Source organism: Pseudomonas sp. 10C3, assembly GCF_036346185.1.
Classification (GTDB): domain Bacteria; phylum Pseudomonadota; class Gammaproteobacteria; order Pseudomonadales; family Pseudomonadaceae; genus Aquipseudomonas.
Genome location: NZ_JASJVE010000007.1, coordinates 130,232 through 146,430, shown reverse-complemented (window position 1 = coordinate 146,430; position 16,199 = coordinate 130,232). Strand labels below are relative to the sequence as shown.

Here is a 16,199-nt window from a genome sequence, read left to right as displayed (position 1 = left end):
CTGCACCTTTTTTGTTTTCAACGGACAGGTTTCAAATCACAGCGGCGACGTCAGGTACGAGCCTCACGCCAGGACTCGATTAAGAACACGAAGGTGCTTTGCACGCGGCTGATCAAGGTCGCGTCATCGATTTCGCCAGCCATCCAGGCCCGACTCGGCGCCTGAAAGATCGTCCGCCCCACGGCAAAACCCCGGCAACTACTGCTGTGGCGAGCTTGCTTGAAGCCATTTGCCAATGCTTCGACAGGCGCGTTCAAGCCCAGCAACACCACTCCTCGGCAATAAGGATCACGCTCACGGATCAACTCATCGAGTTGCTGCCAGACCTCGGCGGTCTGCGCTTCGATCTTCCACCAGGCGGGGAAAATGCCTAGGTTGTACAGGCGTTTCAGCGCGCGATAGAGCACATCGGGATGGCGGGACGGGTGATCTTTGGGCGGAATTATTTCCAGTAGCAGCTCATGCCCGCTGACGTGTGCGGCCTGGTACAGCCCCATGAGCTGTGCCTCTTGCTCCAGACGCAACAGCGGCTCGTCATCGGGATGAAATTGCACCAGGCACTTGATGATGTGTTCCTGAGGCCAGCTCAGCAGATTGCTGCCGATGGAGCGACCATGTTCGAACATCAGCGGCCGTGAGCCCTGCACCTCCACTGGGCGGGCGACCCACCAGCCTCGACCGGTAGCGGCGTTTAGTGAATCCTGCCCAAAACGCTGATCAGCCAACACCCCGACATCGGCGTCGATGCCCCGCTGTTTCAAATCAATTTCGACCCGCTCCACTGCCTGAATAAATAGCTGTTTGAGCTGACTGATGCTGCTCAGGTCACGACCCGCCTTCTGGGCCAGTTCCACCAGTTGCCCACGATGATCGAAGGCAAAGATAAACAGCTGCTTCCATTGTTTACGCGGCACGCTGACTTGATGCAGGCGCTGCAGCATCGGGTCCTGGTCCGGGCGAGTAATCGGCACCGGGCTGTTGAACAGATAATCAAGTTCCGCCGGGGTCGGCATGGCGGGTGCGCAGGCATGCCGGGACACCACCAGACCACCGCAGGCATTGGCCAACTGGCAGCAACGCTCGTCGCTGGCATCGTTCAGCCAACCACTCAGATAACCCGACATGAAAGCGTCGCCAGCCCCCAGAACGTTCAGTACTTCAACCCGCACGCCGGGGTAGATCGCGCCATCTTCGAGGCAGGCCGGAATGACCCCGTGAATCACCGTACAGCCTTGCGGGCCGAGCTTGACCACCAGTGTCGCGGCAGTCAGTCCACGCACCGTGCGCAACGCACTGAGCAGGTCGCTGCAACCGCCAGCCATCAAAAACTCTTCTTCGGTACCGACGATCAGGTCGAAGCGCGGCAGAATTCGCCGCACATGCCGGCTGACCTTTTGATCAGCGACGAACCGGGTTTCGCCATCGGCTTTGCTTGCCAAACCCCACAACACCGGGCGGTAGTCGATATCGAGGATGCGTTTGACGTTGTGTTTTTCGGCGTAATCAAGTGCCTCGCTGCTGGCCTTGAATACCTGATCGGTGGAGAAATGGGTGCCGGTGATCAACAGCGCTTTACTGGAAGCAATCAGCGTTTCACTGATGTCCTCGCTGCGCAGCGCCATGTCTGCGCAGTTTTCGCGATAGAACACCAAAGGAAAGGTTTCGCGGTCCTTGAGACCCAGCAGAACCAGGGCGGTCAAGCGTTCCGGATCGACCTTGACCCCGCTGACGTCACACCCTTCCCGGACCAGTGACTCGAGAAGGAAGCGGCCCATATGGTCGTCGCCGACCCGGCTGAGCATGGCGGATTTGAGCCCCAAACGAGCCGTACCGAATGCGATGTTCGCCGACGAGCCACCGAGGTATTTGGCAAAACTGCTGACATCTTCCAACCGTGCACCGACCTGCTGCGCGTAAAGATCGACGCCGAGGCGTCCGAGGCAAATCAGATCCAGTTGACGCCCACTGGCAAAACGAGTCTGGCCCATGCTGGCTCCTGTTATTTTTATCAGCCTGCGTTGCGCGCCGAGGTTGCGCGAAACGCTCTTGGTGGGTGCAGACTAGAACGTCTGTCGACGCCGATCAATATTTATTCTATAAATTTTATATTTAGAATGTTTTTTCCAATATGCGTTAGTGTAATGGCACTTCGTGCTAAACAGACGAGGATATAACTCACAACCCCTGTAAACTGCACAGTCTATTGTCAGGGGCACAGAGCCGGTTCTTTCGGCGCGCAATGCCTTATAAGAGCAAGCCAGAAGGATTGAATCGTATGCCCAGCACTGATCAGCACGCCTTGCCCGAAAACAGCGCCGACACGCCTCCAGCGAACGCCGAAGGTCTGCTCAAGCTGATCACCACTGAATACGAAAACTTGCCGCGTCAGCTCAAGCGCATTGCGACCTACATGAGCCAGCAAAGCGACCGAATCATGGTCGACCGCATCAGCGATATCGCCCGCGAATGCGAAGTGCATCCGTCGGCCATCGTGCGGTTTTCCCAGCGGTTCGGTTTCAGTGGCTTCAGCGAAATGCAGGCGCTGTTTCGCGAGGCCTATACCCACAAGACCACTCCGGTTCAGAACTACCAGCAGCGCATCCGCAGCATGATCGCCAACAAGTCACAGAAAGCCAGCGGCGGCGACCTGGCACGTGACTGTGTGAATGCCACGCTGTCCGGGCTGGAGCGTCTGGGCGCAGAACTGGATGATGAAGCCTTCGATAAAGCGGTTGATCTGGTGGTCAACGCCGACAATATCTATGTGGTTGGTGTGCGTCGGTCCTTCGCGGTCGCCGATTACTTGGTGTACAACCTGCAGCACACCAACAAGCGCATCCACCTGATCTCAGGCCTGGGCGGCAGCTATCGCGAGCAAATGCGCAGCGTGCGCGCCAACGACCTGGTCATCGCCATCAGCTTCACCCCCTATGGCAAAGAAACCCAACACTGCCTGCGTATTGCCCAGCACAATCAAGCCAAGACCCTGATCATCACCGACAGCAACCTCTCCCCTCTGGCCAAACGCGCCAACGCAATACTGCTGGTCAACGAAGGCAGCTCCTTCGCCTTTCGCTCCCTGAGCGCAACGCTGTGCTTGTGCCAGGCGTTGTTCATCGCCGTGGCTTATCGGCTGGAGTTGAAAGTCGATCAGATACATGAGCAGGTAGGGTTTGAGGATTAGGCTCGAGCAACGGCCGACAGGTTCAGGGCGCACTTTATTCACGACCCCTCCAAAACAACAGCATGCAATTCAAATGACCACAAGCTGTACAAAAATAAAATTTCGTACAACTAATTACAGCTTTTTAGACCAAAATACGTATGATGGCCTTCTAGCATAACCCCATGTAAGAGGGCTTCTGTTCGCCACATTGGCTACGGACCAGGCGCTTTTACCCATGCCTTTTTCCTGAGCCAGGTGCAGCATGCTATTTTCCTCACGTAAAAAAGCTATACATGACTTGCAGCAAATCATTGCCCAGCAAGCCAGTCTGCTGCAGGCCATCGACCGCTCCATGGCGGTCATCGAGTTCGACTTGAACGGCACCGTGCTCAGCGCCAACGACAACTTTCTCAATACCCTGCGTTATCGACGAGAGAGTGTGATCGGTAAAGAACACCGATTGTTCTGCACTTACGAGTACGGTCACAGCGACGAATACACGCAGCTGTGGTCACGTCTGCGGGCGGGGGATTTCGTGTCCTCGACTTTTCGCCGCGTCGCAGGCGATGGGCAACCTGTCTGGCTCGAAGCCAGTTATAACCCGGTCAAGGACGCCACGGGCAAGGTGGTGAAAGTCGTTAAATATGCCCTGGACGTCACTCAGAAAGTCCAATTGGAAGCTGAGGCGCGAAACAAGCTTCAGGCCATCGACCGCTCCATGGCAGTGATCGAGTTCGATCTGGATGGACGCATTCTCGCCGCCAATGGAAACTTTCTGAAACTGGTGGGCTACACCCTGACTGAACTGCTAGGCCAGCATCACCGAATGCTGTGCCCGCCCGAACTGATCAACAGTGATGAGTACGCGAATTTCTGGCGATGCTTGAACACGGGTGAGTTTTTCAGTGGCCAGTTCAAGCGGGTTGGCAGGCGCGGCCAGACCCTCTGGATGGAGGCCAGTTACAACCCGGTATACGACGCCAGCGGCAAACTGTGGAAGGTGGTCAAATTCGCCACCGATATCACCGCACGCGTCGAACAACATGAACAGGATGCGCGTAGCGCCGCGCAGGCATTTCACATTTCGGTCGAGACACAAAAAGTCACCGAGCAAGGCTCACAAGTGATTCAGCAGGCCGCCAGTGAGATGCGCCAGATATCCCTGAATATCGAAAATTCCTCCCGGATCATCACCCAGTTGGGTGAACGCTCGGACCAGATCAGCGCCATCGTCAACACCATCCGCAGCATCGCCGACCAAACCAATTTGCTGGCCCTCAATGCAGCCATTGAAGCCGCTCGGGCTGGAGATCAGGGTCGAGGATTCGCAGTGGTTGCCGACGAAGTCCGGCAACTGGCAGGGCGTACCAGTCGCTCCACCGCAGAAATATCAGACATGATTCAGGTGATCCAGAGCGAAACCCAGTTGGCCATAGACAGCATGAACAATACACGGGCCACCGCAGCCAAAGGTGTGGAACTGGCGGATCAGGCCGGCTCGGTCATTGTGCAAATCAGCGACGGTACAAGCCATGCCGTGGATGCGGTGAGGATGTTTGCTCATCAGGATGTGGCGCGCTGAAAACAAGCGCTTCAGCACCACTGAACAGCTCCGCTCATCGGTTGCTTATCTCATTCGTTAAACCTTTTAGGGTCCATGACTTCAAACCCTTTGTGAGGTGCCAAGACCTCGCCGCAGCACGCATTCATAGCGCGTGATCGGTTAGCCTTACCGAGCCTTGTTGTTTATCCGTCTGAGGTACTCAAGCATGAAGCGCTATTCTTCTATCCTTCGAGTGACCGGTTTTGCTCTGTTGTTCGGTATGGCCTGCGCGCCTGCCTATGCGGCTTACCCGGCGGTCTTTGTTGACCATGCCTCGGCCAAAAGCATGGCAGTAATCCAGACCAGCCAACTGGCGCTGGAAAAAAGCCAATCCGAGGATGTGAAAAACTTTGCTCAACTGATGATTAAGGACCACACCGACGCCAACCAGAAACTGGCCACCGTCGCTAAAGCATTGAAGGTACCGTTGGCGCGCGAAACCGAGCTGATGGATCGCACCAAGAACATGATTCTTCAGTACCGCGGTGCGTCGTTCGACAACGCCTACGTCAGCAACCAGGTGAAGGCGCATGAGGCCATCATCCAGTTGTTTGAAGATGAAGTAAGAACATCGCAGACGCCAGCACTCACTGCCTTCGCCAAAGAGACATTAATCACGTTGCAGGAGCACCTGAAAATGGCGAAACAGCTCCAGGCTAAATACAACGAGTGAACTCAACCCGCTGCACGCGCCTCACAGGCAAACCAAGCACTCCACATGGCCCTACTCAACAGGCTCATACGTGGTCGAAGCCCTTTTCGCCTTCTCTCGACTGCCGCAGATACTCATCTGGCACCAGCGTCGACGACCATTTTTCGAGGTATCGAGAAACAGCCAGTCGCAGGCAAGGGTTGAACAGAGCTTGAGCCGGGCCAACTCTGGAGATGTTAATAATGAGGCTGCCTGCACCGCCAAGCGACCGATCAGGCTTGCTATCACTTCTTCCAGCGTGTGGCTACGACACCACACCCATGTCGTAGCGCCCTCCACCAACGCCAATTGACGGTAAGGCGCTGCATCCACCAAGGCTTTATTAAGGGAATCAAGGGCTGCGGGAGTTATCCGGTGCCCCTCGGCAATAGGGAAAAATAACCCATATAGCTGTTCGCGAAACGCGATCATCTGCTGATAAGCATTGTTCTGCTGATAAGACGAAGCCGGGATCAATGCCAGAAGATGGTCGCGTTCAGCCGTACTGATCAAGTTCGCATGCTGAAACCAATAAATGACGTCCTCCAGGGTCAACAAGCTTTCGGCAACTTCGCCCAATGACGTTCCTGGTCGGCGGCCATTGCAACTGTTTAAAAAATCCAGCACCGCCATACCCCCCACCAAGCGAAGCGAATGTATGCTCATAAGACGAAGAGGCATGGCGAACTCCTGTCACTGTTTAAAAAACAATAATGACAGAGAAAAACGGCTTGCCAATTATTTTAGACGGGGCGTTCCAATGTGATGCCGAACGGTTCGGTCAGCCCCGCAGACGCGTGCACATCCATGACACGATGATATCCACTGCCTCCTCGACGGTCACACAATCAGACGGTATATACAGTTCAGGGCATACCGGCGCCTCATAAGGGGAGTCGATCCCTGTGAAGTCACGGAGTTGCCCGTTCCTGGCTTTGCGATACAGCCCTTTAGGGTCCCGCGCCTCGACCACGCTCAAGGGCGCATCGACAAACACTTCGACGAATCGATCATTGCCAATGATCGAGCGAGCGTGATGACGTGAGACCGAGGTCGGTGAGATCAGCGCCACAATCACCATTAATCCCGCATTGACCATGAGTGCAGCAACTTCGGCAACACGACGAATATTCTCAGCGCGGTCATCCAGGGTAAATCCCAAATCTTTGCACAGACCGGTCCTGAGCGAATCACCGTCGAGAACGCAAGAGGGGCAACCGGCGGACTGCAGCACGCTGTACAACGCACCGGCAATAGTCGACTTTCCTGAAGCCGACAAGCCGGTTAACCACACGACAACGGAGGCCTGTTTGAAGTCGGTAATGTCAGGCTCGCTAACGGTGGAAGAAAAAAAGTTAAACGTCGAAGTCGAGCCCACGCACTGAGTTTTCATGAAGCACCGTCCCTGGTTTAGAGGCCAATCATTGGTAATGGATCAGTCGCTTTGGCGCACGTTAGGCAGCATGGCGACCACCACCAGTTGCACCAACAGAAATATTGAAATGAACATGTAAAGGGGGGCGAACGAGCCCAGTACATCTTTGCAAACCCCACCCAGAAAGTTGCCGCACACCCCGCCTAGTCCAATCAGCACATTGGCGATCCCGAACGCTTGGGTCAGACGACTGACACCCACGATCTGGCCGATATACGTAGGCACCAGGCCGAAAACCGGATAGAACGCCAGGGCAAAAAGAAAGCCGGCAACATAAAAATAGCCCTCACTGTTGAAGTGATAGACGCAGAGGCTCGCCACACAGGCGCTGGTGAAACACAGGATCAACGCCAGACGAGCGCCGATTCGATCAGCGATCCAGCCCACCAGAAAGCCGGCCGCCATACCCACCGCTCCAATAGTCGACCAGACCAGGCCTGCGGTGGAGGCGGAGATGCCGAGTTCCTCGCGCATGAACGGGGCCAGGTAGGTTTGAAAGGGCAGCAGAGTCAGGCCATTGAGAAAAGCAACCAGCCACATCAAATAGAGGGGGCCGCTCAGCCATTCCTGATCGCTCGGCTCGACAACCGATTCCTTACTCGACGGAATGGCCGGTGATGGCGTGTTGCGCAGTAAGAAGTAAGCCAGGACGCATAACCCCAAGGACACCAGGCCAGCGGTCAGCCAGATATTTCGCCAACCACCCTGCAAGGTGAGTGAGCTGACCAGCAAACCGTTAATGAACACCCCGTAACTGGTGCCACTGGAAATCAGCCCCATGACGCGCGCGCGCTTGTTGGCCGAGAAGCTTTTGGTCACGATCTCTGCCAGCGGGATATAGGCCGATGCTGAACAGCCGCCGAGCAGTATCAACAACGCACCCGACAACCAGATGTTGTTGCTCATGGCCAGACCCAATAGCGACAGGGCTGTGACGAGGGTCGAATAGAGGCTTATTTTCCACCCCTGGAAAAATCTCCCGAGGTAGCTGGTCAGAACCGAAAAGCTCAAAAACCCTACCTGCGCGCCCCCGGTTATCAGGCCCACGGCGGTATAGCCGAACCCCAGGTCACGGCGCATATCGACCACCAGACTGGCGAACAGGTACACGCCAAAACCATAAGTGCTGGCGACAAAACCTGTCAGCACGATTGCCAGAACGACCCCATTGACGCCCGGAGCCCGTGCATCTATCGCGTAGGTTGTCATTGATCTTTCCTCTCGAAGTTGATGTTCTGCCGACGATTGAATGCCTGTTACAGCGCGATGGCCGTATGAACAATGAAATCGCTGTTCATGGCATCGTAAATCGGTTTGAAATCACCGTAGGATCGGGGCTGACTGAACGCTGCCTGCGCTATTTCATCGCTCAGTTGCTGGGGAAGAATGGGGTAAACCCGCAACCGGAAAGTGGCGCTATCACTGAAGGTGTACACGAACTCGCAAACATGGTCGTTCACCTCGCCGACGCTCACATGAGCGGTTTTACCGCAGTAGTAATACCGACCAGACGTCTTGAACTTACCAGCCCGTATAGCCTGAAAGTTGCGCTGATCAATGATCAGCAAACCACCCGGGTTCAATAGACTTCTGAAACGCTGAAGCACCTGATGTCGCGCCGTGTCATCGAACACGTGACACAGCGAGCTACCCAGACAGACCACGGCATCGAATTTACCCAGGACCTCGCTGTCCAGCTCCAGCCAATCGGATTGGCGAATAGGAATACTCAAACCATGCCGACGAAAATTGACTTCAGCGCGCTTGACCATCGTCGGGCTGCCGTCACAGGCCACCACATGAAACCCCGCCTTGCGCAACTGCACCGCGTGAAAACCGCTGCCCGTGGAGACATCCAACACCTTGAAAGCACCCGCCTTGCGCAGCAGATCGATGAAAAAAGTGCCCTCACCTTCGGATCGCTTTTGCCAATCGATCAACTCGTCCCAGCGACTGACAAAGTCATCGTCGTATTGATGAGCATAATCGGCGTCGGGATAGGCGCCGGAACCTGCTTTGGCTTTGGCGTCGGGAGCGTTAGTGCTGGCAGCATCATCATCTGTCACGGTAAACGTGGACATGGCTTGATTCCTTTCAAGGGGGGCGGTTACCAGGCTCTATCAGCGTAGGCTTTGTATTTGTGTGCCAGCTCGACGGACCACTGGCGTGCATCGTGAAGTTCCATTTTGGGCATGGAGAAGCCCAGCAGCGTCTCCATAACGGCCATCTGTTCCGACTCGAACGTCACACTGGCGTCGGCTTTTATCGATTCGATACCGTCTTGGCGTTGACAGCTTCGGTTGATCTCAATGGCGTCAGCCCGGGAAACACCGCGGGGCAGTGAAAGCTGCACCCGACCCAGGCCAATTCTCACTGGATAACCACCCGGCAGGCCGTTTGGGCCGGGCGCGTGTGCTTCCACTTCGTCAGTGGAGAGAATATTGCTGATTACCGTGACCGCCGAGGCTGCTGTCAGAAACTGTCCCGCTACCCCTCCCAAGCGCCGAAAGTCCGTACGGACACACCGGAAAATCTCGGCATCCTGGAATTTCCCCGTCTGGTCGACACCCTTGATGCGGTAGGACAACGTGTAGTTGGCCTCACTCGGCAAACCACCGCGGGGCACGTAATGACTAAAGTAATGCTGTGCGATGAGTTTGACCTGGACCTGATCCGCGGTGCACTCGTCGAGTTTGGCGATCGCTGAACGTATCGCCGGGACAAGATTGGCTACATTGCCTATGCCGACATCGGGTGCCATGCCGACCTTGTCCAGCACGACGTTGACCGCATCGGGAAACGCAGCATTGATGGTCACTGACCTGACACAGGACTGTTTCACCGCACGCATCAAGTCGTATGCGGGCACGAGGTGCATCGGTAGCCAGGGGCCAAACTGCGCTTGATCCAAGGCAACGAAAAAAGGCGTGGGCAGCTCGGTGATTATTCGCCATGACTGCAAGGTCGCGCAGTTGACGATGATATCGGGCCTGATCTGAGCGATGGATGCGGCCGTCCTGGAGATATCGCACAGATCCATCTCGATGGGAGTGATTGAACTGACCACGCCCAGTTGCAATGCACCGAGACGTATCAGGTTGCACAACCCCGTGGTTTTCTCCAGATTCCGGCTAGCAACGTAAACGTGAAACGTGTCACGCGGGGCCAGAATCTGCAGGATCTGCAGACACAAATTGCCACCCCCGACGATGAGTAATTTTTTCCTGTGCATGGCCGTCTCCTGTTGTTTTTTATTCGCTATCGAGGGTAGGCGCCGTTATCCACAGCAACGATTTTCCCGGTCAGGTGCCGGCTTTTTTCTGACAGCAAAAAAACGATCACATCGGCCACGCCAGCGGGAGTGATCGGGTCTTTGATCACCTCTTGGCGCTCGTATTCTTCTCGTCGGTAATCGGGAATCATGGCGTGAATTGCCGTTTCGCGAACAAGGGCCGGCGAGACGGCATTCACCCGGATGTAAGGAGCGAAGTTCCAGGCGTTGGCTTTGGTCAAGCCGATCACCCCTGCTTTGGTAGCACCGTATAACGCATCACAACTGCCGACCTCTCCCGCCACCGAAGTGATGTTGACGATACTGCGAAATGCTTTGGATTCCATTTCCCCTTCTGCAAAGTCTTTGGACAGGTACACCAGAGCTTTAAGATTGACAGTCCAGATTTCGTCGATTTCGCTATCGGTATAGTGATAAACACTTTTGCCGTGATACAGCCCCGCGTTATTGATCAGCGCGTACAGCGACGTGTGCTTCTTATACAAACCAGGAATGAACGATTTGATCGTGGAGAATTTGGAAAAATCCGCGAACTGAATCTCCAGCTGCTCACACCCGACTTCCGCAGCCAGGCATTCAAGCCCGCCCCGGTCCTTGTCTGCGGCAATCACGTAGAAACCTTCGGTAATGCATGCCTTGACCGTCGCTTTGCCAATGCCATTAGCGGCACCGGTGATCACTACCTTTTTCATCAGGATTACCTCAGTGGGTGAACTGATTCATGCGTTCATAAAACGGCCGGTGATAGTCGTAATACGCCATTAATCGAGGGATACGTTTTAGCGCGTCAGCATCAAAGTCCGAGGCCGGGGTCGCGGTTATCCCCGTGCTGTTTTCAGCGTCCTCATGCCAGCGCCTCCACGGTAGCCATTGCGGTGGGCAGGCCTTATTCCAGTTGAGGGCCTGGGGCAAATACTCAATTTTCAGGTGCTCGCACAACCTGCGTACTGTCGCCTCGGGGTTGCGGGCCAGGTCATCGGCATTGATGACGTAGGGGATTTTTCCGGTGAGTCTGGTCACCTCACAGAACACTTCATAAAGTGCTTTATGCCCAATGGCACTGAGGGGCATCTCCGGAAAAATAGCGAAATGCGAAAGGATTGAACGACCCGGCTCGCGAATAATGAATATGTTCTCTTGCTCGATCAAAAACTCCCGGTCTGTCTTTAGCTCACGGAGGCAGTGGTAGCACATGTCTTTATGGAAGACGTGGCTGCGCTCGCGTGCCGAACGCAATAGCGCTTTGATCGCGACATAGGTTGTGGGCAGCCCGCAATCGAGGTTGTCCGAAGGGATCGCGGAGTGGTCATCGAAAGCCATATGCGCAAAGGGTTCGTGAAACACTTCAAAATCCCTGCGTTCGATAAACACACGCTCCAGCACAGTTGAGCGTGATCGAGGGTGAGCCCAGAGCGCGATCATTTTGTTCATGCTGAAGCTCGCAACAAAACAGCCTGATCGGCGGTCTGTCCGGACCGAGACACGGCTCCGGTGAAAGGCACGCTCATCGGCAGCGCCTGGCTTGCCCCCTGGATGAAGTCCGACAGCCGCTGATGTGCAAAAACGGCTTCACTATGAGCGCAGATAAATGCCGGGTGACGGGCAAAATCGCGGGCAGCGATAGACTCTTCAAAACGAGCATCGCGGAAATAAGGGATCTTCATCAACTTATGGAGAACCGCGCGAGGGACGCGCGAAGCCGAAGGTTGTACCGAACAACCGATGTTTTCGCGCTGCACCAGAAACTCAATAATTTCCGGCGTCAGCGTGTAGCAGGTTTCACGCTCCCCGGTTTTTTCCAGGTGCCAGCAACGACTGATTTCGCCGGGCATACGGTCAACCTTGATGCTGGAGATCAACAGTCGGGCCGGGCTATTGGACCGCAACAAAAGGGCCTGAATAGCGTGATAAATCGCTATTTCTGCCCAGCGCTTATCCACAGGCGTCAGCTCAATCCCGCGCTCACGGGCTTGCGTGTCCAAGAGTGACTCGGCGCCAAACCGGCCGATCATGAATGTAATCACGTAGCGTGCGCCGCTCACGTCCGTACCGTTGTGCAAAGCAGCTGCCTGACCCAGACGAATGGCCCTCAGGCAGGCAGCAAACTGCGAAACGGTGAAACAAAACGTGTTGTTGATTGAGCACCCTTGCGCGACCAGTTGTTCGATGGCGCCATAACCGGCCTGACTACCCGGAACCTTAATCATTACATTGGGGGCGATTTTCGTCAGCGCCAGCCCATGCTGGACCATACGTTCGGCGCAATGAATGTCATTGACGTCGACCTGAGCCGAGAACCAACCCTGGCGGTGCCAGGTTTGTTGCCACAACGGGTTCAACAAAGATGCACCTTGGGCAATCAACTCGGTATAGAGCCTGTCCTGAACGTGCGCGGCGCTGAGTGTCTGACTCAGTGCCTGAATGCGCGGCACCCACATTGACGATTCGTCGATAATAGCGGCGGTGACCAGCCGGGGGTTAGTGGTCACGCCACTGACCCCAGACGGACTGCAGGAAAACAGCTCAGGTAACAATTCATTGATGTAATCGCTAACAGTCGGATAGCGGTGCAATAACTGTTGTTTGAACGCCGAGTAGCCTGTTGGAGAAGAGTCCCACCACACTTCGGAGTTGGCATTAAAACTTTTTAGAAGGCGAACAAAATCCCGGTCGTCCATGCTAATGATCTCCTTCGTTATCGAAATAGATTCACGCCATCAAGCCATGCAGTTGATTCATTCTGGAAAAGGTCACGGCACCCGCCTTTTTCAGTTCGGGATGTCGATCAGGAGGACCGAACCCCAACACCCGTATCCCGGCAGCCACCGCGGCCTGAACACCGGGAATGCTGTCTTCTATGACCAATGCCCGATCAGGATTGACGCTGTTGCTCAGACACGCTGTCTGAAAAACCAGCGGATCAGGCTTCCAGGTACCCACGTCGTAACAGCTGAAGACCTTGCCTTCAAACCAGGGCCACAAGCGGGTCAATTTCAAACACTGTTCGATCTTCGAACGCGGTGCGCTAGAGGCCACACACAGGCGAGTATTGAGGCTCGACACCAGATCAATAATGCCTTCTGTGGCCTGCAAATCGGTTGTATAGAGACTTAAGGCCTGCTCCCTGAGCACGGTTTCAAAATAGAGTGGCAGCACGGTCGAATACTCATCCTGAAGTTCATCAAGACACGTATTGATCTTGCGTCCTCTAAAACGTCGGATGCAGTCGTTGATCTCCAGCGGAGGCCACTCGGGACGTCTATCGAGCAGGTGGGCATTGAATAACTTTGCCAATACGCTGAGGGTAATTTCTTCGCTCTGGACCAACACGCCGTCGCAATCAAAGATGATCAGGTCAGGCAGGTTTTCAATAGGTAAGGCGTCAATAATGCAAGGGGTTGGAGTGATGTCTTGAGCATGACCGGAAGTGTGCATGTCCATCCCCGTTGACCGTCAGCCAATGTAACCGTTTAGAAACACAGATTGGATCCAATATTAAAACCTGTCAAAGGTGTTTTAGTGGCTCTTTAAGCACGAATATGAATTAAAAATATATTTTAATTCCCATTATTCAATTAATTTGATTAAGCCACTGATATATAAAGCATTTAACTTGGCGCGGAAAACTTCCAATTACCCATATGAATAGCATGGCTATCGTAAAACACTCGTTCGCTTATGATTTATATCCCCGTATACGGTCTTAACGTTCAAAATAATTCATATACGACATGATCCACGGCCGTCTGCATGAATAGCCGGCCTGCTGCTTCGGTCAGAAATCCAGCGTGGCGCGAGCAATCAGCTGGCGAGGTTCGCCAATGACGATGGCTGGCGAACCGAGACCACTGCTGGACACGTAATAGCGTTCGTCGAACACGTTTTTCAGGTTGAGCTGCAGCGTCAGGTCACGGTCTTTAATCTTCATTTTGTAGCTGACAAACGCATCGGCCACGGTCGAAGACGGCAAGTAATACTCGATGCCAGCACCATCGTTCACCCCCCAGCGGCTGGCGTAACGGGCGCCCGCTCCAGCACGCAAGTCGCCCACACCGACATGGCCAAAGTCTCGGGTCAGGTACGCCGCCGCGGTGTGCTTCGACACACCGTCCAGGGGAGCACCTTCCAGGATCGGGTCTTTGAGCACCTCGGTGTCGGTGTACGCGTAGCTGCCAGTGATGCTCCAGAACTCGTCGAGCTGGCCGGTGATGTCTGCTTCAAGGCCACGGGACCGCACCTCGCCGGAGACCCGGGTGCAGATTTCAGTGCCGCAGGCTTCGCTGGTCTGCACGTTCTTCTTGTTGATCGTGAACAGCGCTACCGTAGTGGTGATCGCGTCATTTTCAAACTTGGTGCCAAACTCGTAAGCCTTGCCTTCTTCAGGTGGCAAGTCACCAATCGGCGTGGCGATCGAGGTGTTGGGGCGAAACGATTCGGTGTAGCTGCCGTACACCGACCAGTCAGGCTGAATCAGGTACACCAGCCCTACACGCGGCACGACGTTGCTGTCCTTGACGTCGGCACCGACCACAAACGGTCGGCCCTTGCCGGTGATTTCATCGAATGCGTCGTAGCGCAGGCCACCTTGGACAATCCAGTGCTCGCCCAGGTGCATCGAGTCCTGCACGAAGAACGCATGGGTTTGCAGATGGTCACTCTGGTCACTGTTTGCTGCGCTGACCTTGCTAGGCAGCGGCGCCATACCATACACCGGGGCGTTGTAGTTGAAGTCGGCACTGGCGGTGTTACGCAGCAGATCACCCAGATCCCGCTGGTTATTCATGTAGTCGGCGCCAATCAATACTTCGTGCAGCGTATCGCCCCAGTACAACTTGCCCAAGGTATTGACGGTGGCGGTATGGGCCGCCTGCACCGCATCGCGGGTCGCATCGGCGCGCCGGGTCACCAGACCGGTGTCGTTATTGGCCGACATGAACCGCGATTGATTGTCGTTGTAATAGTTGCGGCTGTAGCCGTAACCGGTATTGAGCGTCCAGCTGTCGTTCAGGCGATGCTCCATACGCAGGTCCACCGAATCCGAACGCCCGGCGGTGACGTTGAAGGGTTCGTCCAGGCGTCGATTGCGCGGGATGTTGAGCACCTTGCCGGTTTTCGGATTGATCTGCGTGCCTCGGTCGAATGGCACCGAATATTCCATGTGTTCGTAGGCGATAGAGACCTTGGTGTCCTCGCCATACCAGGCCAGCGACGGCGCAATCACTGTCTGATCGATGCTGCCGAAATTGCGCCAGTAATCGACGTTCTGTTTGTCGGCGATCAACCGGTAGGCCAGACCGCTATCGCCCAATGGCCCGGTGAGATCTATCTGCTCGCCTCCGCCACCAAAGCTGGAGCCGAATGCAGAGATCGAGTGAGCGGCTTCCAGCTGTGGCTTTTTGGTCACCACGTTGATGATCCCACCGGGGTCCTGCACGCCATACAACATCGACGCGGGGCCTTTTAGTACCTCGATACGCTCGGCGGTGGGCGTGAAATTACGCGCCTGCACTGATTGCATGCCGTCGCGCATGATCGAGTTGTCCCGGTTGGTGCCGAAACCGCGTTTCTGGATCGCGTCCTGAGTGCCGCCCAGGGTGTTGCCCTGTTTGACCCCGCTGACGGCATTGATCGCTTCGTCCAGACTCGCCGGCTGGCGGTCTTCGATGACCCGGTTGGTGACCACATTTACCGATTGCGGGACCTCCACCAGGCGCTCATCGGTGCGGGTAGCGACCGTGGCGCGCCGTGCCTGATAGCTTGTGCGGCTGCGCTCAAGCTCCTCGGCTTCGAGCGATTGAGCCTTGGCATCGATGTTGACCGCCTCAAGCTGCATCTCCTCGGCAAAGGCCATCGGCGCACTCAAGGCGCACAGCGTGACTGTCGCCGTGTACAGATTGCGCAGTCGATACGACAGAGGCGCAACCGCTGTCGACACGGGCACATAACAACCGGCTTGATGCTTTGTCATGAATAAACCAGAACTCTCGAATAGTGCTTTCGTTACATGGTAAC

General features: G+C 55.3%; 14 protein-coding genes. 3 read left to right on the top strand and 11 right to left on the bottom strand.

The window, feature by feature from the left end; all coding sequences use genetic code 11:
- Window positions 1-50: 50 nt before the first annotated feature.
- Entirely contained in the window at window positions 51-1,988 is a 1,938-nt protein-coding gene (gene iolC / locus QN399_RS08720) for a 5-dehydro-2-deoxygluconokinase (protein ID WP_330200834.1), read from the bottom strand.
- Window positions 1,989-2,275: 287 nt separating this feature from the next.
- Here iolC and QN399_RS08715 point away from each other — a divergent pair, with 287 nt between their 5' ends.
- From QN399_RS08715 to QN399_RS08705, 3 genes are all read left to right on the top strand, one after another.
- On the top strand, window positions 2,276-3,184 hold the full coding sequence (locus tag QN399_RS08715; RefSeq protein WP_322217142.1) for a MurR/RpiR family transcriptional regulator: 909 nt from the start codon (window positions 2,276-2,278) through the stop codon (window positions 3,182-3,184).
- Window positions 3,185-3,428: 244 nt separating this feature from the next.
- Window positions 3,429-4,748 (top strand): PAS domain-containing methyl-accepting chemotaxis protein, encoded by a 1,320-nt coding sequence (locus QN399_RS08710; protein WP_322217145.1) that lies wholly within the window; start codon window positions 3,429-3,431, stop codon window positions 4,746-4,748.
- Between the two features lie 187 nt (window positions 4,749-4,935).
- On the top strand, window positions 4,936-5,442 hold the full coding sequence (locus QN399_RS08705; protein WP_322178324.1) for a DUF4142 domain-containing protein: 507 nt from the start codon (window positions 4,936-4,938) through the stop codon (window positions 5,440-5,442).
- A 51-nt stretch (window positions 5,443-5,493) separates the two neighbouring features.
- On the opposite strand, the gene QN399_RS08700 is transcribed toward QN399_RS08705, so the two are convergent.
- The 10 genes from QN399_RS08700 to QN399_RS08655 all read right to left on the bottom strand — a co-directional run bounded on the left by QN399_RS08700 (window position 5,494) and on the right by QN399_RS08655 (window position 16,038).
- Complete coding sequence (locus tag QN399_RS08700; protein WP_330200833.1) at window positions 5,494-6,141, bottom strand: ABATE domain-containing protein; 648 nt, start codon at window positions 6,139-6,141, stop codon at window positions 5,494-5,496.
- 100 nt (window positions 6,142-6,241) lie between these two features.
- Window positions 6,242-6,853 (bottom strand): adenylyl-sulfate kinase, encoded by a 612-nt coding sequence (cysC, locus tag QN399_RS08695; protein ID WP_322178322.1) that lies wholly within the window; start codon window positions 6,851-6,853, stop codon window positions 6,242-6,244.
- A gap of 42 nt (window positions 6,854-6,895) precedes the next feature.
- The gene (locus tag QN399_RS08690) at window positions 6,896-8,104 is read right to left on the bottom strand and encodes an MFS transporter (protein WP_322178321.1); all 1,209 of its coding nucleotides are present in this window, start codon (window positions 8,102-8,104) and stop codon (window positions 6,896-6,898) included.
- 47 nt (window positions 8,105-8,151) lie between these two features.
- A complete protein-coding gene (locus QN399_RS08685; RefSeq protein WP_322178320.1) occupies window positions 8,152-8,976 on the bottom strand; it encodes a class I SAM-dependent methyltransferase in 825 nt (274 codons plus the stop codon).
- Window positions 8,977-9,002: 26 nt separating this feature from the next.
- Window positions 9,003-10,127 carry a hypothetical protein gene (locus tag QN399_RS08680; protein ID WP_322178319.1) on the bottom strand — a complete coding sequence of 375 codons (1,125 nt, stop codon included), beginning with the start codon at window positions 10,125-10,127 and terminating at the stop codon, window positions 9,003-9,005.
- A 26-nt stretch (window positions 10,128-10,153) separates the two neighbouring features.
- Window positions 10,154-10,879 carry an SDR family oxidoreductase gene (locus QN399_RS08675; protein ID WP_330200832.1) on the bottom strand — a complete coding sequence of 242 codons (726 nt, stop codon included), beginning with the start codon at window positions 10,877-10,879 and terminating at the stop codon, window positions 10,154-10,156.
- A 10-nt stretch (window positions 10,880-10,889) separates the two neighbouring features.
- The gene (locus tag QN399_RS08670; protein WP_322178317.1) at window positions 10,890-11,618 is read right to left on the bottom strand and encodes a sulfotransferase family protein; all 729 of its coding nucleotides are present in this window, start codon (window positions 11,616-11,618) and stop codon (window positions 10,890-10,892) included.
- Window positions 11,615-12,865, bottom strand: coding sequence for a transaldolase family protein (locus QN399_RS08665; RefSeq protein ID WP_330200831.1), 1,251 nt, complete (start codon window positions 12,863-12,865; stop codon window positions 11,615-11,617). Before QN399_RS08665 ends, QN399_RS08670 begins: the two co-directional genes overlap by 4 nt.
- Window positions 12,866-12,896: 31 nt before the next feature.
- Complete coding sequence (locus tag QN399_RS08660) at window positions 12,897-13,622, bottom strand: HAD-IA family hydrolase (RefSeq protein ID WP_330200830.1); 726 nt, start codon at window positions 13,620-13,622, stop codon at window positions 12,897-12,899.
- A 340-nt stretch (window positions 13,623-13,962) separates the two neighbouring features.
- Entirely contained in the window at window positions 13,963-16,038 is a 2,076-nt protein-coding gene (locus tag QN399_RS08655) for a TonB-dependent siderophore receptor (RefSeq protein WP_330200856.1), read from the bottom strand.
- Window positions 16,039-16,199 lie beyond the last annotated feature (161 nt).

Coding starts and splice junctions, on each gene's coding strand:
- iolC (WP_330200834.1), bottom strand. CDS start 1,988: ATGGGCCAGACTCGTTTTGCCAGTGGGCGTCAACTGGATCTGATTTGC.
- QN399_RS08715 (WP_322217142.1), top strand. CDS start 2,276: ATGCCCAGCACTGATCAGCACGCCTTGCCCGAAAACAGCGCCGACACG.
- QN399_RS08710 (WP_322217145.1), top strand. CDS start 3,429: ATGCTATTTTCCTCACGTAAAAAAGCTATACATGACTTGCAGCAAATC.
- QN399_RS08705 (WP_322178324.1), top strand. CDS start 4,936: ATGAAGCGCTATTCTTCTATCCTTCGAGTGACCGGTTTTGCTCTGTTG.
- QN399_RS08700 (WP_330200833.1), bottom strand. CDS start 6,141: ATGCCTCTTCGTCTTATGAGCATACATTCGCTTCGCTTGGTGGGGGGT.
- cysC (WP_322178322.1), bottom strand. CDS start 6,853: ATGAAAACTCAGTGCGTGGGCTCGACTTCGACGTTTAACTTTTTTTCT.
- QN399_RS08690 (WP_322178321.1), bottom strand. CDS start 8,104: ATGACAACCTACGCGATAGATGCACGGGCTCCGGGCGTCAATGGGGTC.
- QN399_RS08685 (WP_322178320.1), bottom strand. CDS start 8,976: ATGTCCACGTTTACCGTGACAGATGATGATGCTGCCAGCACTAACGCT.
- QN399_RS08680 (WP_322178319.1), bottom strand. CDS start 10,127: ATGCACAGGAAAAAATTACTCATCGTCGGGGGTGGCAATTTGTGTCTG.
- QN399_RS08675 (WP_330200832.1), bottom strand. CDS start 10,879: ATGAAAAAGGTAGTGATCACCGGTGCCGCTAATGGCATTGGCAAAGCG.
- QN399_RS08670 (WP_322178317.1), bottom strand. CDS start 11,618: ATGAACAAAATGATCGCGCTCTGGGCTCACCCTCGATCACGCTCAACT.
- QN399_RS08665 (WP_330200831.1), bottom strand. CDS start 12,865: ATGGACGACCGGGATTTTGTTCGCCTTCTAAAAAGTTTTAATGCCAAC.
- QN399_RS08660 (WP_330200830.1), bottom strand. CDS start 13,622: ATGCACACTTCCGGTCATGCTCAAGACATCACTCCAACCCCTTGCATT.
- QN399_RS08655 (WP_330200856.1), bottom strand. CDS start 16,038: ATGGCCTTTGCCGAGGAGATGCAGCTTGAGGCGGTCAACATCGATGCC.